The sequence below is a fragment of the uncultured Thermosynechococcus sp. genome (genome assembly GCF_938074695.1).
GTDB lineage: Bacteria > Cyanobacteriota > Cyanobacteriia > Thermosynechococcales > Thermosynechococcaceae > Thermosynechococcus.
This window is the reverse complement of sequence record NZ_CALJEM010000044.1, coordinates 1-19,258: the sequence shown is the minus strand read 5'-3', so window position 1 is coordinate 19,258 and position 19,258 is coordinate 1. Positions and strand designations below refer to the sequence as shown.

The 19,258-nt window shown below is 55.4% G+C and carries 15 protein-coding genes, 1 tRNA gene and 1 pseudogene; 9 read left to right on the top strand and 8 right to left on the bottom strand.

Features of this window, described 5'->3' with window-relative positions; translation table 11 throughout:
• Positions 1-44 precede the first annotated feature (44 nt).
• The 3 genes from ftsH3 (at position 45) to menD (ending at position 3,827) form a co-directional block, all read left to right on the top strand.
• The gene (ftsH3, locus tag Q0683_RS07275; protein WP_298615042.1) at positions 45-1,883 is read left to right on the top strand and encodes an ATP-dependent zinc metalloprotease FtsH3; all 1,839 of its coding nucleotides are present in this window, start codon (positions 45-47) and stop codon (positions 1,881-1,883) included.
• A 54-nt stretch (positions 1,884-1,937) separates the two neighbouring features.
• Positions 1,938-2,008, top strand: a tRNA-Gly gene (locus Q0683_RS07270).
• Between the two features lie 130 nt (positions 2,009-2,138).
• Positions 2,139-3,827: a 2-succinyl-5-enolpyruvyl-6-hydroxy-3-cyclohexene-1-carboxylic-acid synthase gene (menD, locus tag Q0683_RS07265; protein ID WP_298615040.1), complete on the top strand. Its 1,689-nt coding sequence runs from the start codon at positions 2,139-2,141 to the stop codon at positions 3,825-3,827.
• 11 nt (positions 3,828-3,838) lie between these two features.
• Here menD and Q0683_RS07260 read toward each other — a convergent pair whose 3' ends face one another.
• On the bottom strand, positions 3,839-4,198 hold the full coding sequence (locus Q0683_RS07260) for a hypothetical protein (protein WP_298615038.1): 360 nt from the start codon (positions 4,196-4,198) through the stop codon (positions 3,839-3,841).
• A 318-nt stretch (positions 4,199-4,516) separates the two neighbouring features.
• Between Q0683_RS07260 and Q0683_RS07255 the strand changes: the two genes are divergently transcribed.
• Positions 4,517-7,279 (top strand): SMC family ATPase, encoded by a 2,763-nt coding sequence (locus tag Q0683_RS07255; protein ID WP_298977018.1) that lies wholly within the window; start codon positions 4,517-4,519, stop codon positions 7,277-7,279.
• Here Q0683_RS07255 and Q0683_RS07250 read toward each other — a convergent pair.
• Positions 7,276-7,413: a hypothetical protein gene (locus tag Q0683_RS07250; RefSeq protein WP_298615033.1), complete on the bottom strand. Its 138-nt coding sequence runs from the start codon at positions 7,411-7,413 to the stop codon at positions 7,276-7,278. The two genes, Q0683_RS07255 and Q0683_RS07250, sit on opposite strands and share 4 nt — an antisense overlap.
• Before the next feature lie 313 nt (positions 7,414-7,726).
• Between Q0683_RS07250 and Q0683_RS07245 the strand changes: the two genes are divergently transcribed.
• Together Q0683_RS07245 and Q0683_RS07240 are read left to right on the top strand one after the other, a co-directional pair.
• Positions 7,727-8,467: an FHA domain-containing protein gene (locus Q0683_RS07245; protein ID WP_298977015.1), complete on the top strand. Its 741-nt coding sequence runs from the start codon at positions 7,727-7,729 to the stop codon at positions 8,465-8,467.
• A gap of 204 nt (positions 8,468-8,671) precedes the next feature.
• Positions 8,672-8,998, top strand: a complete 327-nt coding sequence (locus tag Q0683_RS07240) for a 2Fe-2S iron-sulfur cluster-binding protein (RefSeq protein ID WP_298615029.1) — start codon at positions 8,672-8,674, stop codon at positions 8,996-8,998.
• Positions 8,999-9,083: 85 nt separating this feature from the next.
• On the opposite strand, the gene glmS is transcribed toward Q0683_RS07240, so the two are convergent.
• Together glmS and Q0683_RS07230 are read right to left on the bottom strand one after the other, a co-directional pair.
• Positions 9,084-10,964 carry a glutamine--fructose-6-phosphate transaminase (isomerizing) gene (gene glmS, locus Q0683_RS07235; RefSeq protein ID WP_298977013.1) on the bottom strand — a complete coding sequence of 627 codons (1,881 nt, stop codon included), beginning with the start codon at positions 10,962-10,964 and terminating at the stop codon, positions 9,084-9,086.
• Between the two features lie 39 nt (positions 10,965-11,003).
• Positions 11,004-11,279, bottom strand: a complete 276-nt coding sequence (locus Q0683_RS07230) for a hypothetical protein (RefSeq protein ID WP_298977010.1) — start codon at positions 11,277-11,279, stop codon at positions 11,004-11,006.
• 349 nt (positions 11,280-11,628) lie between these two features.
• On the opposite strand from Q0683_RS07230, the gene Q0683_RS07225 reads away from it, so the two are divergent.
• Together Q0683_RS07225 and Q0683_RS07220 are read left to right on the top strand one after the other, a co-directional pair.
• On the top strand, positions 11,629-13,122 hold the full coding sequence (locus Q0683_RS07225) for a UDP-N-acetylmuramoyl-L-alanyl-D-glutamate--2,6-diaminopimelate ligase (protein ID WP_298977008.1): 1,494 nt from the start codon (positions 11,629-11,631) through the stop codon (positions 13,120-13,122).
• 41 nt (positions 13,123-13,163) lie between these two features.
• The gene (locus tag Q0683_RS07220; protein ID WP_298977007.1) at positions 13,164-14,636 is read left to right on the top strand and encodes a helicase C-terminal domain-containing protein; all 1,473 of its coding nucleotides are present in this window, start codon (positions 13,164-13,166) and stop codon (positions 14,634-14,636) included.
• Here the strand turns inward: Q0683_RS07220 and larE are convergent.
• The gene (larE, locus tag Q0683_RS07215; RefSeq protein WP_298615016.1) at positions 14,608-15,420 is read right to left on the bottom strand and encodes an ATP-dependent sacrificial sulfur transferase LarE; all 813 of its coding nucleotides are present in this window, start codon (positions 15,418-15,420) and stop codon (positions 14,608-14,610) included. The two genes, Q0683_RS07220 and larE, sit on opposite strands and share 29 nt — an antisense overlap.
• 159 nt (positions 15,421-15,579) lie before the next feature.
• Here larE and Q0683_RS07210 point away from each other — a divergent pair, with 159 nt between their 5' ends.
• Entirely contained in the window at positions 15,580-15,711 is a 132-nt protein-coding gene (locus Q0683_RS07210) for a photosystem II reaction center protein Ycf12/Psb30 (protein ID WP_298615073.1), read from the top strand.
• Between the two features lie 22 nt (positions 15,712-15,733).
• Here Q0683_RS07210 and recJ read toward each other — a convergent pair whose 3' ends face one another.
• From recJ to Q0683_RS07195, 3 genes and pseudogenes are all read right to left on the bottom strand, one after another.
• Positions 15,734-18,028: a single-stranded-DNA-specific exonuclease RecJ gene (recJ, locus tag Q0683_RS07205; RefSeq protein ID WP_298977006.1), complete on the bottom strand. Its 2,295-nt coding sequence runs from the start codon at positions 18,026-18,028 to the stop codon at positions 15,734-15,736.
• Positions 18,029-18,115: 87 nt separating this feature from the next.
• Positions 18,116-18,433 carry a M48 family metallopeptidase gene (locus tag Q0683_RS07200; RefSeq protein ID WP_366142736.1) on the bottom strand — a complete coding sequence of 106 codons (318 nt, stop codon included), beginning with the start codon at positions 18,431-18,433 and terminating at the stop codon, positions 18,116-18,118.
• Positions 18,430-19,258, bottom strand: a pseudogene (locus tag Q0683_RS07195) (type I restriction endonuclease subunit R); the annotation flags it as partial. The gene Q0683_RS07200 and the pseudogene Q0683_RS07195, both read right to left, overlap by 4 nt.

Here is a 19,258-nt window from a genome sequence, read left to right as displayed (position 1 = left end):
TTATGTAAAGACTTTTCACTTTTCCTAGCGGAGGATGGCGATCGGTGAATAAACAATGGCGAAACGCAGGTTTATACGTTCTTCTGGGAATCGTGGTGCTGGCTCTGGCCACGGCCTTCTTTGATCGCCAACCCACGACCAAGCAAACATGGCCCTACAGTGAATTCATCCAACAGGTCGAAAGTAAGCAAATCACTAAAGTCAGTATCACCCCTGACCGCTCCCAAGCTCAAGCCATAACCCAAGATGGCACGCGGGTTCTTGTCAATCTTCCCAATGATCCTGAACTCCTCGACATTCTTACGACCAACAACGTGGACATCGCCGTCTTGCCCCAAAGCAATGATGGCTTTTGGTTCCGCGCCCTCAGCAGCTTGCTCGTTCCCGTTGGTCTGTTGGTACTGCTCTTTTTCCTCCTGCGGCGTGCCCAAGGGGGGCCTGGCAACCAAGCCATGAATTTCGGTAAGTCCCGGGCACGGGTACAGATGGAACCCCAAACCCAAGTGACCTTTAATGATGTGGCGGGGATTGATCAGGCCAAGCTAGAACTGGGCGAAGTGGTGGAATTCCTCAAGTATGCCGATCGCTTTACTGAAGTGGGAGCCAAAATTCCCAAGGGGGTTCTCCTTGTAGGCCCTCCGGGAACTGGTAAAACCCTCCTTGCGCGCGCGGTGGCCGGTGAGGCCGGTGTGCCCTTCTTCTCAATTTCCGGTTCTGAGTTTGTGGAAATGTTTGTGGGGGTCGGCGCTTCACGGGTGCGGGATCTCTTTGAGCAAGCCAAAGCCAATGCCCCCTGTATTGTTTTCATTGATGAGATTGACGCCGTCGGTCGCCAACGGGGTGCCGGTCTAGGGGGTGGCAACGATGAACGGGAGCAAACCCTCAACCAACTCTTGACGGAAATGGATGGCTTTGAGGGCAATACCGGGATTATTGTTATTGCCGCCACAAACCGTCCGGATGTGTTGGATGCAGCCCTGTTGCGTCCGGGTCGCTTTGACCGCCAAGTAGTGGTGGATCGTCCCGATTACAAAGGTCGCCTCGATATTCTCAAAGTCCATGCCCGTGGCAAAACGCTTGCTAAGGACGTGGATCTCGAGAAAATTGCACGCCGTACCCCCGGCTTCACGGGTGCGGATCTCTCGAACCTGCTCAACGAAGCAGCCATTCTTGCGGCTCGACGCAACCTCACCGAAATCTCCATGGATGAGATTAACGATGCCATTGATCGCGTCCTCGCCGGGCCTGAGAAAAAAGACCGTGTCATGAGCGATCGCCGCAAAAAGTTAGTTGCCTACCATGAGGCGGGTCATGCCCTGGTGGGGGCCCTCATGCCCGACTACGATCCCGTCCAAAAAGTGAGCATTATTCCCCGCGGGCGGGCGGGGGGTCTCACTTGGTTTACCCCCAATGAGGATCAGATGGATTCTGGCCTCTATAGCCGTGCCTACCTGCAAAACCAAATGGCCGTAGCCCTTGGCGGTCGCATTGCTGAGGAAATTGTGTTCGGCGAAGATGAGGTGACAACGGGTGCCTCGAACGACCTGCAGCAGGTGGCACGGGTGGCGCGGCAAATGGTCACTCGCTTTGGCATGAGCGATCGCCTAGGGCCTGTGGCTCTGGGACGGCAAACAGGGAATATCTTCCTGGGCCGCGACATTATGGCGGAGCGGGACTTCTCTGAGGAAACGGCTGCCACTATTGATGACGAAGTGCGCAACCTCGTGGAACAGGCCTATCGTCGTGCCAAAGAGGTACTGGTGAACAACCGCCATGTCCTTGACCAAATTGCCCAAGTCCTCATTGAAAAAGAAACGATTGACGCTGAGGAACTCCAAAGCATTTTGGATCGCAACGACGTGAAGATGGCAACCATTCCCTAGGATTGCCCTTTGCGATCGCCCCAAGGTCATGTTAGTGTAGTATTCCTTGGGATTGCGGGCATAGTTTAATGGTAAAACCTTAGCCTTCCAAGCTAAAGTTGTCGGTTCGATTCCGACTGCCCGCTTCAAACCTAGGCCTGTTTAGGTTACCTGCAAAGCTGCCCTGCGGCAGTTGTGTCATACTGGTTAGTCCCTACGGGCAATCCCCCTAGGCAGACTCTAATTTTCAACTTTTCAAGATTGGCGCATTGATGGATGATTCTCACGGAAAATCTCAATGTCCTCTGGGCAAGCGTCCTCTTTGAAACCCTCTACCGTCTAGGCTTGCGGACAGTCGTTCTCTCGCCGGGATCACGTTCTGGCCCCCTGGCGATCGCGGCTGCTGCCCATCGGCATCTTGAAGCTCTGCCGATTCTTGACGAACGCTCGGCGGCTTTTTTTGCCCTTGGCCTAGTCCAACAGCAGGGACGACCGGTTGCCCTTGTCTGTACTTCAGGCACTGCTGCCGCCAATTTCTACCCCGCAATTCTTGAAGCCAGCCTAAGTCATTTACCGTTAATTGTCCTGACCGCCGATCGCCCCCCCGAATTGCGCTTTTGCCAGGCGGGGCAAGCCATTGATCAGGTGCATCTCTATGGCCGGGCGGTGCGTCACTATCGCGAACTAAGTCTGCCGGAACTCCCCCTGTTGCCCTATCTGCGGCAAACCCTCTGCTATAGTTGGCAAACCGCTCTCTGGCCAGATCCGGGGCCGGTGCATTTGAATATTCCCCTGCGAGACCCCCTTGACCTGCGCTTGGAGGCCAATTTTCAAGGAACGCTGCCAGAGCACTTCTTTGACCACGTGCAACCCTTTGTTTACCCTCGCACCGTTACACCTTTACCTTGGCCAACATGGCAACAAATCCAGCGGGGGGTGATTATTGCAGGACCTAGTCATACCGTGAATCCCGTGGCCGAAGCTGCTGCGATTGATCGCCTGAGTCGGTTTCTCCAGTGGCCGGTGCTTGCCGATGCCCTTTCCTCAGCACGGGGACTGCCCCACAGCATTGCCCACTACGACCTACTACTGCGAGATGCCCTCCTACGGGAACGCCTGCGCCCTGAAGCGGTGATTCAACTGGGGCCATTGCCCACCAGTAAGCCCCTGCGGGAGTGGCTGAGTGCCTGCGATCCCCTGATCTGGTGCCTGGAGCCTACGGGGGATAACAACAATCCCCTCCATGGCCGCTGCCAGACGCTGGCGATCGCTCCCCAAGACGTGGACTGCCCCCCCGACCCCCTGCCCGCCAACCCCTACCTCAAGGACTGGCAAGAGCAGGATGAACGGTTGCGGGAGCAACTAAAGCAGCTTTTTGAGACCATTGACTGGTTTTGCGAAGCCAAATTAATTTACCACCTGCCAGAGTGGCTGCCGACGCAGACGGCAATTTTTGTGGCCAGTAGTATGCCCGTGCGGGATGTCGAGAGTGTTTGGCGTGCCGGTAATCGCCCCCATCGCTTTTACTTTAATCGCGGTGCCAACGGCATTGATGGAACCCTCTCCAGCGCCCTAGGGGTGGCCCATCGCGGTCAACCCACCCTCTTGATCACCGGAGATCTGGCCTGCTTGCACGATACCAATGGCTGGCTGATCACCCCTCAATTTCAAGGGTGTCTCACGGTGCTGCTGATCAATAATCAGGGGGGCGGCATTTTTGAGCATTTGCCCATTCGCCAGTTTGATCCCCCCTTTGAGGCTTTTTTTGCCACCCCCCAGCAGGTGGATTTTCGTTACCTTGCCGCCGCCTACGGCGTTCCCTACCACTGCCTGCAAGACTGGGCGGATATAGAGGCGCAGCTTCGCCAAACCCCTTGGCCCAAGATACGCCTTTTAGAATTTAGGAGCGATCGCCACCGCAATGCCCAATGGCGACAGCAGGTACTTGCTGACCTCAGGGGCTGAGTTTTCATCCTTCAGTGGCTATGGCTGTGGTGGGAAAGCAACCGCTCCTCAAGGGCAGCAATCTGGTTGTAGGCGGCGGTGAGCTGTGCCGTGAGCCGTTGAATTTGAATCTCTGGACTCAGGGGGCGATCGCCGCTGAGCTGGCGTGCCTGAGGGTAGTCATCATCCACTAGAATATCCTTGTGCTCTGGGGTACTCCTCAAAGGGCGATGTCTTGCCAGAGGAGGCTCCTCAGCAGGGGTTGCTGGCAACGGCTTGAGCCGTCCTTCCTCTAGGGCCTTAGAAACCTTTTGGTTAAGTTGTTCAACAATCTGGTACAGGGCATCAATTTTGTTACTTAGAACCAAAATCTGCTTATGTAATAAATCCACGGTTCAAATCCTCTCGCGGTGGAATGCTGTAGTTGTCAACTCAACTGCCTTTGGGAAAGTAGTAGTGTGGAAATCATCAGCCCTCGGCACTCAAGGTATGCCCGAAAAAGTACGCACCCCCCCACCTTAGGCTACCCAGTTTCAAGAGTCTAGGGGGCTGAATTCGGCGTCACCAAGGGGCTGATATTGACTCTGGAAACAGGGATATGACTATAACTCCAGCCTAAAAAAAAGTCATTGGTCAACGGCCACTTTTTCAAAAAGACTTAAGCCCGAGTAAATTTTTGTAAAAGCATGAGGCATTCTTGGAGAGAGTGCGTGGAGATTCAACGACTGACTCTAAAAAACTTTAAGATTCATCAGGAGCGTACCTTTGAGTTTCTGCCGGGAGTGAACGTCATCTGCGGTGAGAATGGGGCGGGCAAAACCAGTCTTTTTGAAGCCATTGCTTGGGTACTCTTCGATGCCACCTCTGGGTATGGCAGTGGCTTTAATAGGGCCATTATTCGCAGGGGGGCCAGGCGGGCCGAAGCCACGGTGCAGTTTATCTCGGCAGTGGATGGTCGCTCCTACGTGGTGCGGCGCAATACGCAAACGGGGTACTCCATTTACGATCCCCAAGTGGGAGACTTGGGTCTCTCGTCGCGTGAAGATGTTCAGGCATGGTTGCGGGAGCACCTCGGTATCCGGAGCGCCTTTCCCCTTAGGGATCTCTTTGAGCAGATCATTGGCATTCCCCAAGGAATGATCACGGCGGATTTTCTCAAGCCACCCGCCCAGCGGCGCCAACTCTTTGACCCAATTTTACAGGTGAGTGATTATCGCCAAGCCTTTGATAACGCCTTAGCACTTGTCAATTTCTCCCAAGAGCAGGTGGCGTCGCTGAAGCGCCAGTTGGCTCTACAGGAACAAGAATTGGCGACTCGCCCCCAGTATGAACAACAGGCAATGGCTTTGGCGGCGGCGCTAGAGTGCGATCGCCGGCGGTGCGAGGAATTACAACAAGAATGTCAGGCCTTGGCCGCCCAAAAACAGCAATACGAAGCGGCTGTTGAAACGTTGAGCCGCCTTGAGCAAACCTGCGAACGCCTCGAAGCCCAACTCCGTCAGCAGGAGGAACTCTGTCGCGATCGCCAGCATCAGTTGACCGCTGCCCGCGAGAGTCAAGCCCGGTGCCAGCAACTGCAATCCGCCTGGGATCGCTATCGCCAACTGGAGGCGCGCTCCCAAGAACTCGAGCGGCAACTGCGGGGACGAGCTGCCCTAGAACAGGAAATCCACAGCCTTGAGCAGCAGCAACAAAAGCTTGCCACTCAATTAGCCAGTATTGAAAGCCAGCGCCAAGCGATCGCCACCATTGCCGGCCAACTGGCTGCCCTTGAACCCCAGATTACCGCTGCCGAGGCCCTCGATGCCGAAATTGCCCCCCTGGAGGCGCGCTATCAGCAAGCTCAGCAGGCAGATCAGGCCCTGCGCCATCTCAAACAACAAGCGGCAACCCTGCAAGCCCGCCTTGAGGACATTACTCAACAGGTGCAAGCCCTAGAGCAACAGCGTCCTTTGGCCGCCACCTTGAGTGCCAAACAGGCAGAACGAGAGCGCCTCCAAGCCCAACTCAACCACGCCACCGCTGCCCATGCCTTTGCGGCCACCCTTGATCCCATTCTCAACACGGCTCAAAGCCAAGCCACGGCAACCGATGCCCTTGTCACGGCGGCGATGGCCGACCTCAGGGCTGTTCGGCAATTTTCCTTGGTGGCCACCGCCATTGAACGGGGGCTAGGGGCCCTGCAGCAGCTTCAGCAGAATTATCACTGGCTCTTGGAGCAACTGACGGCGCTGCGCCGAACCCTCACCGATCCTGAAGCCATTCCTGCCCTTACTCGCACATTGGAACAGTTAGAAGCCGATATTGCCCTCGCTGCTGCCGCAGAGCGATCGCTCTTGCAAGCCCAAGCCCTAGAGGAGGAACGCAGCCGTTTGGCAGCGGAGCTGAGGCAATTGGGCGATCGCCGGCAACTCCTCGAACCCTTGAGCAAAGAGTTTGTTGATCTAGAACACCGCCTGAACCAATTGCGCAAAGAACGCGCCAGCCTTGGTCAACCCCATGCCCAGCGACAACTATTACTAGAGCAGCAGGTAGCAGCCCCCCAACTGGAGGCGGACTATGAGCGTTTGTGCAACGAACAGGCCACCCTCCAAGCTCGCCTCACCCGCCTCTATGAGGAACGCCAACACTACGCCTCCCTTGAGGAACAGCGACAACAGCTCAGCGATGAACTTGCTCGCCTCCGCGCCAGCTATGATACTTATCTTCAACACCAGCAGCAGGCCGCCCAAGTCGAGAGTTATGAAGCTGCCCTCAGAACAGCCACCCAAGCTGCCAATGAGTTGAAAGCCGCCCTAGCCAAAGCCCAAGCAGAGTACAAAGCCCAAGAGCAAGGCGTTGACTTGGCTGCTCTGGAAGCCGTTCGCGATCGCTACGAGAACTTACACCGCCAGTACCAACGGCTTTTAGGTGCCCTTCCCGAAAAGGAAAAGCAGTATCAAAACTGCCTAGGAACCCTCAAGTATCTTGACGAAGTTGCTGCCCAAAAGGAAGAGACCCTAAAGCAGCTTGTGGCTGCCCAAAAGCACCACTACCTAATTGAGACGGCTCGCAACATTTTCCACAAAAGTGGCCCTCGCGTCAGTGAAGCCTATCTGCACACGGTTTCCGCTGAAGCCGATCGCCTATTGCGCGAACTCCTTAACCGTCCTGATGTGGCGCTTCAATGGACATCGGACTATGAGATTCAGATGAATGAAGGGGGCTGCTGGCGACCCTTCAAAAGCCTCTCTGGCGGTGAGCAAATGTGCGCTGCCCTTGCGGTGCGCCTTGCCCTGTTGCGGGTACTTGTCAACACCGACATTGCTTTTTTTGATGAGCCTACCACCAATCTGGATCAGCTGCGCCGCCAGCAACTGGCCGAGAGCCTCAGCAACCTCAAGAGTTTTCATCAGCTTTTTGTCATCAGTCACGATGAAACCTTTGAAGCCCTCACGGAGCACACGATCCATTTGGAGCGATCGCTCCCCTAGGCGTAGGCGGTCTGAAGTGCCCACCAAATCAGAGCTGCAATAAAGCCCAGAATCAAAACGGCAGAAATCGCGATCATCGCTGGGCTGTCGGCATCATCAAACTTCATAATGCCGCGATTAAAGTCCGTGGCCATAGGAATAAGCTCCAAGCACCATTGAATCCACAGTAACCAAATTAATTTTAGGCCGCTTTCCTAGCCCTGGGGTTAAGGATAACGACTTGTTACGATTTGTGGCGCTTCCTAAAAACTCTCTTAAATGTGATCAATATCACAGCAACCCTAGGTAAAACAGGCAAAGGTAGAAGTAAGCACACAGCCTAGACCACTTGTGGAAGTGTCATGTTTTGTAACGCTCCTGTTTTAACCAAGGAGGAAGGCGAGAGGTATTCAGATTTGCAAGGGGGATGATTTCTTGAGGGCTGTTGAAACACGGGGGATACATCGCATGAATAGCCTGCAACAGGAACGTCACGTCTTAATTTTGAATACCGCTAAGGGACGGCGGGCGATCGCCCTTGAGGCAGCGGCCTACTCCATTGGACGTGATGAGAGTAATGCCATTGTGATTGATTTTGAAACCGTTTCCCGCCAGCACGCCATTCTCCTGCGGGTACCTATCCCCGGTACCACCAGCTATCGCTATCGCCTTGTGGATGGCAATGCCGATGGCAAACCCAGCACCAACGGCACTTTTGTCAATGGCAAGCGCATCAGTAGCCATGAATTACAACACGGCGATGTCATTCTCTTTGGGCGTAAAGCCAAGGCCTCCTATCTCCTGCTCTCCATGGCGGATACCGAGTTTAGCCAATATCTGCAATCAATTGCTTTTCAAAGCATTAAATCTGATCTGCGGGGAGCCAAGGAAACCCTTGTGGGCATGGAACTCAGTGGCGAACTGCGGCGAACCCCTAACCGTGAATTGGTGGCAGCCGTAGCTACCCAGTTGCACCCTGAATCCGAACCGGCAAAAGACACCCTGGCCAGTGAGAGCGACAACGAACCCAAAGGAAACAACAAAGAAACCGTCCATGAAAAAGAGAACCAAGGATCAAAAACCAGCCTCTTGGGTCTAGGGGCGATCGCCCTTGTGGTTGTTGCCATCATTGTTGGAGCAGTCTGGCGATCGGGGGTTTCCCCCAGTCAACCGCAGGGTGCACCACCTGCTCCTGAAACCCGCAATTAGCTCAAGTCAGAAGCTTCATCATTCTAATAAATGGTTTCAAAGTATAAACACTGCTGTGTAACACTCACTTGCCCGATTCCCTTTGCTAAAATGCAACTTATTAAGATATGCCTTTTACAACAGCTTGCGCGGTTGCGATCGCTCTAAAGTTATGCGTTAAGCAGACAGAGAGGCACTTCAAAGGTAACTTTTAGGAGAAATTAAATGACAAAGCGGGATCATAACAAAGTTTACAGTGTTACCCTTGTCAATGAAGCCAGAGGTCTAAACAAAACCATCCGGGTTCACGCTGACGAGTACATTCTCGATGCTGCTGAAGCCCAGGGGATTGCTCTGCCCTACTCCTGCCGTGCGGGTGCCTGCGTCAGCTGTGCCGGTCGCATGATCAAGGGCACGGTGGATCAGTCAGATCACTCCTTTTTGAAGCCAAAAGAGCTAGATGCAGGGTTTGTGCTATTGTGTGCAGCCTATCCCACATCTGATTGTGTGATCTCGACCCACGAAGAAGATAATTTATTGAATTTGACTTAATTACAATTTATTTAATTTTTTGACTTGACTAGGGGGTGGCAGGAATTTGCAGTTGCCTTGCCCCTTGGATGCTTGAAATAGAAAGCTACTCAACGGTCACCGATTTGGCGAGGTTGCGGGGCTGATCCACATCTAAGCCACGGCGGGCAGCAATGTGATAGGCCAACAGTTGCAGGGGCATCACCGTCAGGATGGGGGAAAGAAGCTCATCCACTTCAGGCACGGGTAAAAGGTTATCGAACGTGTGCTGCGCTTCAGCTTCATCAAGGGGGGTGACCCCAATGAGGCGGGCATCGCGGGCACGGGCTTCTTGGGCATTGGAGAGGACTTTCTCAAAGACGCTGCCCGGCATGGCGATGGTTACCACCGGCACTTTAGCATCCAGGAGAGCGATCGGGCCATGTTTCATTTCCCCCGCCGGATACCCCTCAGCGTGGATATAGCTAATTTCCTTGAGTTTGAGCGCCCCTTCAAGGGCAATGGGAAAGTTAATCCCGCGTCCTAAAAAGATAAAGTCTTGGGTTTCAGCAAAGTCGTGGGAAAGGGCTTCAATGTAGCGTTCTTGGCTTTCTAGAATTTGCTCCATCTGAGCCGGCAATTGGCGCAAGCCGGTAACCAGTTCCGCAAGCCGGGGGCGATCGCAGGACTGGCGTTGCCACGCCAACTCTAGGGTCAGCAAGTAAAAGGCCATCAGTTGGGCAACAAAGGTTTTTGTGGCGGCCACGCCGATTTCAATCCCCGCACGGGTATCAATAAGGTGGGGGATCAGATGCCCTAAACTGCTTTCCGGGCGATTGGTAATCCCCAGCAAACGAGGTGCGAAAGCGCCCTCAAGTCCTTGGCGGCGTTTTAGTTCCATCTCTAGGGCCGCCAGGGTGTCTGCGGTTTCCCCGGACTGCGTGACACCAATGGTCAGGGTATTGGGGAGCAGGGGCGGCGGTGCATAGCGAAACTCTGAGGCATATTGGACACTGGTGGGAAGTTGGGCCACCTGCTCGAGCAGATATTTGCCCACGAGACCGGCGTGCCAACTGGTGCCACAGGCAACGACTTGAATGTACTGAAGATTCTCCAAGAGGCCGGGGTCTAGGTTCAACTGCACCGGGCTAAAGGGACTGTCCACCTCCCAATCGGTGCGTAAATAGTCCTCTAGGCAGGTGCGCACCACCCCCGGTTGCTCATAGATTTCCTTGAGCATGTAGTGCTTAAAGCCCTGCTTTTCCACCATGACGGGGTTCCAGTTGAGGGTGCGGGGGGTTTTGCGCAGGCGATGTCCCTCAAAGTCATACACTTCCACCCCTGTGGGCGTCAGCCGGGCCAGTTCCCCATTTTCTAGGGGCAAAACAGCACGGGTGTAGGGAATCAAGGCTGGGGTATCCGAGGCGCAGAAGAATTCCCCTTGGCCAAAGCCAATTACAAGGGGGGCTTGTTGCCGTACCACGATCAATTCATCGGGATAATCCGCACAGATAACGGCGATGGCGAAGGCGCCTTTCAATTGATGGATGGCTTGACGCACCGCTTCTAGGAGGCCATTGGGGGTGGGGGTCTCAGGCAACGCTTCGGCAATGAGGTGGGGGATGACTTCTGTATCGGTCTCCGAGCGGAAAGTGTGTCCGCGCGCTTGGAGTTGCTGCCGCAGTTCGCGGTAGTTCTCGATGATGCCGTTTTGCACCACGGCTAGGCGATCGCGACTGTCGCGATGGGGATGGGCATTGTGTTCCTCTGGTTTACCGTGGGTTGCCCAACGGGTGTGGCCAATGCCAACATGGGCAACAATGTCAAGTTGTTCGACTTTTTCAGCCAAGTTTTGGAGTTTCCCCTTGGCGCGGACACAGAGAAGTTCACCCTCATTCAGTGTGGCAATCCCTGCGGAATCATAGCCGCGATATTCCAGTTTTTGCAGCCCCTGCAGCAGGACTTGTGCCGCTCGCTGTGGGCCAATATAACCAACAATGCCACACATAACAGTTATGAACCTCTCATCTGAGATAAAGGGAGTGCACTAACGACGGCTGGCAAACTGCGGCAGTTCCACTTGTAACCGTTTCAGGGGAACTCGTGAGCGGGAGGCAAAGCGTTCTTTGGTGAATTCGGCTTGCCAAGGCTGAATGCCGATGGGCTGAATCGAACGCGGATGGGAAACTGCTGGCATGGTGATCGCGTCTGAGGATTGCGGGGGGGTTCGGGAGGGGGCTGGAACCTGACGAATTATCCTATGCCACGATTGCTCAATTTGGCGGCGAGAATTGGCGATCGCTTGCCATTGCTGATCATTCATGTTCCACTCTAACTTGTGCCACTCACTCATCACCCAACACCCACACCTTAATAAAAGATTAATTCATTGGATTTTTATGAACTAGATTATCGGATTTTTAACAAAAGGCAAGCTTTGGGCAAAAATCGTCACAGGAGTCCAAAGAGACAGCCTGCAACTCCCATCACCTGCTGTGTTCAGCAATTACGCCTATCTAGCCCCGTCCATGCGGTTTCAGTGCAACTCTAGACACTTTACAAACTGGCACGTGTGTTCTTGGGACTGGAATTAACTTATTTCTGTATCTTTCACAGGCGACTGCCGTAGTGCCACAATACGCTAAACGGCCTATCACTGGAGATGCACGGCGATGAACCTACGGGAACTCCTGAGGGCGGCAGCGATTACGGCCAACTTTGAGCATCCTGCCCTCGATCAAGAGGTGAAGTCCCTGAGGACGAATTCTTGGGAGTGTCAGCACGGCTCGTTGTTTATTGGCCTGCCCGGCACGCGCGTGGATGGGGGCAATTTTTGGCCGAGTGCCTTGGCAGCAGGGGCGATCGCTGCGGTGGTGTCTCCTCAAGCTAAACCCCGTGAGGGAGAGGCCTGTGTGATTGTAGTGCCCGATATTGAACGCGCCTGTGGTCGCCTCGCCGCAGCATTCTATGGCTATCCCAGCCAACAGCTCCGTCTTTTGGGGGTCACGGGCACCAACGGCAAAACCACAACAACCCATTTGGTGGAACACCTGCTCAACCGTGCCGGCCATCCAACGGCACTCTTGGGGACACTCTACAGTCGCTGGCCGGGACACTGTGAGATTGCCAGTCACACCACGCCCTTTGCGGTGACCCTTCAGGAACAATTGGCGGCGGCGGTGGCGGCGGGCTGTCGGTTTGGGGTGATGGAGGTGAGTTCCCACGCCTTAGCGCAGGATCGGGTGTGGGGCTGTCAGTTTGAGGTGGCGGCTTTTACCAATTTGACCCAAGACCATTTGGACTATCACCGCGATCTAGAGGAGTATTTTGCGGCTAAGGCTAAGCTGTTTTCGCCGGACTACCTCAAGGGTAGAGCCATTCTCAATGCCGATGATCCCTTTGGGCGGCGCCTAGCACAGCAGTTGCCACCGCAGGGCTACTGGACCTATGGCCTAAGGGCGGAGGCTGATTTTCGGGCTGAGAATCTCAACTATCGTGCCAATGGTGTGACGGGAACTATTCACACGCCTATTGGTAGCGGCACCCTAGATGCGCCGTTGGTGGGACAGTTTAATGTGGCCAATGCCCTAGGGGCGATCGCCATGGGGGCAGCGGTGGGACTCCCCTTGGAGGCAATGCTGGCGGCCATTTGCGAATTTCCGGGCGTGCCGGGGCGGATGGAGCAGGTGCGCCTGAGTCCAGACCAAGATATAACGGTGCTGGTGGATTATGCCCATACGCCCGATAGCCTTGAGAACCTATTGCAGGCTGCCCGTCCTTTCATTCCCGGCAAGCTGATCTGTGTCTTTGGCTGTGGGGGCGATCGCGACCGTACCAAGCGCCCGCAAATGGGTGCCATTGCTGCCCGGCTTGCGGATCAAATAGTGGTCACCTCCGATAACCCGCGCACTGAAGATCCCCGCCGTATTCTGGAGGACATCCTTGCCGGTATCCCGGCGCAAACACCAATGATTGTTGAGGTTGATCGCCGCCAAGCAATTCGGCAGGCAATTCTAACTGCAGCTCCCGGCGATGGCGTGATCATTGCCGGTAAGGGACATGAGGACTACCAAATTCTTGGAACTGAAAAAGTCCACTTTGATGATCGCGAAGAAGCCCGTACTGCCCTTGAACAGCGACGCAAACAACAACCGGATCAAAGTTGACGTGCCACAATAGGGGATTGTTGTTCCACAGTGAGCAGATTGTGATTGAGGCAGAGGTTCACCGCCAATTACGGGCATTTTTACGCAGCAGTGGCGATCGCCGGTGGCCTCATCATCTCACGTTGGCGCGGTTGGTTGCCCGTGCCCTGCGGCTGCGGCGGGGGTGCTTACTGCAGGTTAGCCAGCGAGCGGTGTTGCAGCATCGCTATGGCCTGAGTTATCTGCTGCCACTGCTGTTATATCCTGAGCCTGCCCTGCTAGTGGTGCCCCAAGAGCGACTCACCCGGCTGCTGCATCAAGAAATTCCTGAACTGCTGACGTTTCTTGCGGTTACAAAACCCATTCAGCACAGTCACTGTCTGCAGCCAGCCTTTGAGGGGGTACTCGTGATGAGTCTCGAGGACTGGTGTCGCCAAGCCACTGCCCATCCCAATATCGTCACAGTCATTGATGGCATTGAAGCATTGCCCCAAATTATCCAGCAGCAAACGACCTGCACGATTACCACCAGCGATTGGGAGCATTTGAAACTGGCCATTCCCGGTGCTCGCGACGCCATTCGCCAAGTCTATGCTCAGCTGGCACAGCACCTCTTTCAGCGACCCCACAACCCCTACGGCGACTACCTACTCACCCCTTCGGAGCAGCAACCCCTCCTTGAGCTGCTTAATCAATGGCCGCAGGCGCTGCCTTCCCAATGGGTGCAACTGCGTGACTACCTCAACCGCAATGATACGGTGATTTGGGGACGCCGCCATCCCACGGTGGGCTACTTCAGTCTCCAAGGCCACCCTCTCAATTTCCGCTCCTATTTTCAGGGGCTTTGGTCGCAGGCACCCTTTGTTCTCATTGGGAGCGGACCAGATACGGACTCCCCCTTGGCCTATGTGCAGCAGGAACTGGGGCTGCCGCCCCAAACGACGGTTAAATTTGCCAGCGATCGCCACAGCGAAGCCATTACGCTCTTAATTGCGGAAGACTTGCCCCTGCCCAATACTCCAGAATTTGCCTCGGCCGTCCTGCGGCGCCTCTACGATCTCATTGGCACAATTGGCCATCAACGGGCAGTGATCCTCGCCGCTGATGTTCCCCTGCGGGAGCAGTTGGCCGCGCAATTGGCCGCCCTCTACGGTTCGCGGGTACAGGTGGAGACGCCAACCCTTGACAGGAACGCGATTTTAGTAACGGGGGAGACCTTTTGGCTGCGCTATGGAGCGCAGTTACCCTGCCCGGCGCTGTTGGTCATAACCACCCTCCCCTTGCCCTCGCCGGAGAAAGCGGTGGTGAGTGCCCGCATTGAGTGGCACAAGCAACAAAAACAGGACTGGTTTCGCCAGTATCTCTTGCCGGAGTGCTTAACGGTACTGGATCGGGTCCTTGCCCCTGTGCGTCAGGATGAAACGCTGGTGGCCATTTTAGATCGGCGGCTCACGGCACGCAGCTATGGTCGGGAAATTCTCCAAAGTCTCAGTCCCTACAACCGCGTTAGCGATCGCGCCCCATCCCCGCATTGAGTTTGCCACTGCGAAAGCCCTCCAGATCCAGTGTGACATAGGTAAAGCCCAGGGACTGAAAGTGGCTCACCAGCTTCTCCAAGTTAGTCATCGTTACAAAGTCAACAATCTGCGCCTGGGGTACCTCAATGCGAGCGGTATCGCCATGACTGCGGACGCGGCAGAGTTCCCAGCCCTGCTGGCGCAAGTAGTATTCGGCATTGCCCACCCGTTGCAGCTTGGCAAGGGTAATTTCTTCACCGTAGGGAAAGCGTGAACTCAGACAGGGCTGGGCGGGCTTATTCCACCACGGCAAGCCCAAGGATTTGGCAATTTGGCGCACCTCTAGCTTAGTAATGCCCACCTCGGCAAGGGGCGATCGCACCCCCCGTTCTTTGGCCGCTGCAATGCCGGGGCGATAGTCTTGGAGGTCATCGGCATTCACGCCATCGAGAATGTACTCATAGCCCCACGCCTGGGCCAATTCCCGCAGGCGGTCGTGGAGTTCGCTTTTGCAAAAATAGCAACGGTTCACAGGGTTGGTGGCGTAGTTGGGGTTCTCCAGTTCATGGGTTTCAATGAGTTCATGGCGAATGCCAATGGCCGCCGCCTGAATGCGCGCCTCCTCCAGATCCGCTGGAAAGAGGGAAGGGGAAACCGCCGTGACAGCCACGGCGCGATCGCCCAGGACATCCTGAGCAACTTTGGCCACGAGCGTACTATCAATACCGCCAGAGTAAGCAATCAAGGCTTGATCGAGTTCGCCAATGAGATCGCGCAAGGCCGCGAGCTTCTCTACACCCATTGCTGACCCATGTTCGAGAATTCTGCTTCTAACAGTTTAACCGAGGCTTGGGGGAGGATTGCCTACCTAGGGGGCTACGGGTAAAGTGTGCTCCCCCCTGCTCTAAAATAAAATCACCAACTCACCACCGCTGATAATTTGGGAGAACCTATGGAAATTTTGAATCGTATTGTTGAGTTTCTGGGCAATATTAACTTTGAAGTGATTGCCCAACTAACCATGATTACGATGATTGGCATTGCAGGACCGATGATTATTTTCCTGTTGGCAGTGCGTCGCGGCAATTTGTAAGTCGTTGTCTTTTTAAGAATTTTTAAGAACTAGGAGATCCCCACCGTTGGGCAAGTCGTGCCAAATCCTTGGCCTGCAGCTGATACCAACGGTGCAATCGTGCCAGTTCCTCGGTGATGCTCAAGGTGGGGGCAAAGTCCTCACAGCAATAGCCCAAGTGGCGCAGGATTGCCACCAGCGTACAAGGGGCAATCCAATAGGTTTGACTCAGGGCTAAAAGATTGATCTGGGGGGTTTCCCTGAGATGATTTTGAACGGCGAGGAGAAGGGAGGTCAGGGGGGCGATCGCCGGTTGTTGCTCTCCCACATAAACCACTTCGGGCTGAGCCACGGCCAATAGCCAGCGCAAATGGGTGACGGAAGGAGGCAGCGACCAGAGGATGAGGGTGCGACAGCGATCGCGGGGGCGATCGTAATGAATTGTTGCCCTGGTCAAATGAGGGGGGATGTCAGGGCGACCATAGCCGTAGAGCAAGACATTGTCCTGCAACTGCGGTAGGAGCGTTGTCAACGGCGGCAGGGGGTGCCACTGGGGAATTGGGGGACTCGGTGGATCGGGAAGGTGCCACGCCAGTGAAGGTTTGACTCCCTTGAGTTCCAGTTCCAACTGGATTTCACCGTTCCACCTGTGAGCCGTGAGGTGATAGGCAATATCCACACAAGGGGGCAACGGGAAAAATTGTCCCCAGCCCCAAGCCTTAGCCAGCATTCGCTGACCCTTCTGCTCCAGCGTCAGTTTTAGGTGTTCCCCCTGCTGACCCATGGGCGCTTGTTCGAGAATCTTGACCCCGCGACTACAGAAAATGGGCTGGGGATTCTCACTGCCAAAGGGTTGCAGTTGCTCCACTTGAGTATAAAAGTCCCAGTTCAGTTGCTCAAAGGAAACTTCCGCATCCAGGGTTACCAGGGGACGCAGATCCTCTGGTTTGAGACAGGTGCGGGCAAACTCCCGCAGGCGATCGCGCCAAGGCGCCAAATGCTCTGCCCGTAGGCTAAACCCGCCGGCGGCTTGATGCCCACCGTATTTCAACAACAGATCTCTAGTGGTTTCGAGGGCTTGAAACACATGAAACTCTGGAATCCCGCGCGCGGAACCGCGAATGGTGGTCTCGTCCTCATAGGTGCCAATAAACACCGGCACGCCGTAGCGCTCCACCAGGCGGGAGGCAACAATCCCAATCACGCCGTGGTGCCAGTGGGGCCGGACAATGACTAAAACCCATTCCTGCTGGGGATCAAAGCCTGTGGCTTCCAAGTGGGCGATCGCCTGGGCTTCAATCTCTGCACACAGCTCCTGACGGCGGCGGTTCGTTGCCTCACAAATGGCAGCCAGTTCCTGGGCACGGCCGGCATCCTCTGTGGTCAGCAACTCAATGACCACCTGCGGATCGCCAATGCGACCCACGGCATTGATACGCGGTCCTAGACGAAAACCCACGGCTTCCGGTTTGAGGGAGGTGTTTTCTGTGGGCAAACACCCCGCCACTTGCATCAGGGCTTGAATACCCACAAGGGGCGAGGTGGGAATGGTTTGTAACCCCTGCTTCACCCAGCGGCGGTTCACGCCGGTCAAAGGCGCGAGATCCGCAATCGTCCCCAGGGTGCACAACTCCCGCAACGGACGCACCAGTTCCCGCCACTTCCCTAAACGCTGCGCTAAGGACAATGCCAGAATATAGGCCATCCCGACGCCGGCAAGGCTATGGTAGGGAGAAGTTGCAGCCACTAATTTAGGATTGAGAATGGCATGGGCAGGGGGGAGTTGCGGCGGCACCTCGTGGTGGTCGGTGACAATTACTGTCAGTCCCAGTTCCCGTGCCTTCAGAATGGGTTCGAGGGCAGCAATGCCATTGTCCACCGTGAGAATAAGTTTGACCCCTTGGTCGTAGCACTCCTGAACAATGCGCTCATTGAGACCATAGCCTTCGTGCATGCGGGAGGGAATCGCATAGTCAATGTCCGCCCCTAGGTGGCGCAGAGCACGCAGGAGGAGTGCTGTGCTGGTCATGCCATCGGCATCATAGTCGCCACAGATCCTCATCTTCTCCCTGCGGGCGATCGCCTGTTGCAGCAATTCCACCGCCAGATCAAGGTCTGGAAAGACCGCATTGGGAGGCGGCAAGTCCATTGTTTCCGGTTTGAGAAAGGCCTGTAGGGCTGCTGGAGTCGTCAAGCCCCGCCGCAGATAAATTTCCGCCAGGGAGACATCGCAGCCCAGCGCCTGCTTTAGAGCATTACAACACTCTGGATCAATGGGTGGCAAGTGCCAACGTTGCCGGAGAAGCGCACCCATGATGCGGTAGGGGGAGATAGGCACACAAATAACTAAATGCTATCACCTCGTCCTACTGAATCCAGCCACTTTTGCTCAAACTCAGATTCCCACTAGCCTGACCTCCGTCTCCTAGCTTTCCGATGTGCTTTCCAGGTACGCTCTAAACAATACTTTGAACAGTTTTCCGTGATTGGGCACTTTCAGATGCAGCAATTCGTGGACGATGACTTCGCGGCGAAACTCGGCGGGTTGGCGCAGCAGGTCGGCATTGAAGGTGAGGCGCCCATGCGAGGAGCAACTGCCCCATTTGCGCTTCATCGGGCGAATGCGAATCTCGCGCGGCGTCACGCCAATGCGCTTTGCCCAAAACGCCACCTCGGCGTGGAACAGGTCGCGGGGCACGGCTTGCTCCAACGGTTGCCATTCGGGGAAAGGGGTAGTTCTCATTCGGCGGCCTTCCGCAACAGGTTCAGGATGGCATCGGCCCAGGGAACCACATCCCGAACGCCGATGTCCAGCAAGGCGCGATAGAGTTGGGTGCGCAGGTCGCCCTCCTGTCGGCGATCGCTCATCCAATGGGGAAATTCGGCAAAAGCAGTTTCCATCGCTTGCGCCACCTGAAGCGCCTGCCCAGGGTCAATTTGATGAGTGCGCAGCCACCACTCGACAGCAAAGGCTTGGGGGGCGTAGGGGCGACCGGACAGATCGCCCATCTTGCTGCGGCGTTCTTCTTCGGCCTCTTGGAGTTGCCGCACCAGCTCCTCTAGTTCACGCAGCGCTTGCTCTGATTCGATTTGGCGTTCCTCGAAGCGGCGGCGGATTTCCTCGGCACGCTCGCCAATCGAGAGCAGGTAGGGCGCGGTGCTCCCCTGTTCGTCTACCAAATGGTGCAATTCTTTGAGCAAGTTGAAGACTTTGACCGTTTCAGGTTTTTCCGCACGCAGTAGGTTCAGCAGTGCTGCCGGCCCCAATTCGTAGGTCGCTTGCGGTTCGCGAATGGCGCCGACGTGACTGTGCTGCTGAACGATTTCGGCAGTCTTGCACAACAAGTTGGCAGTCTTGCACAACAAGGATTTGTCCACTTGGACGTGCGGCTCGTAGGCGGAGCGCAGCAGGCGGTACATCTCTAGCAGGCGCTGGTAATCCTCTAGGTACGGGCGCAGGAAAGTATCGGGCGAGAGAATTTCATAAAGTTCTTCCAGTTCGCGGAAGAAGCGGTAGAAGGCTTCGCGTTGCTCTTTATCGCGAAAGCGCAACAACACCGCCTCGGCG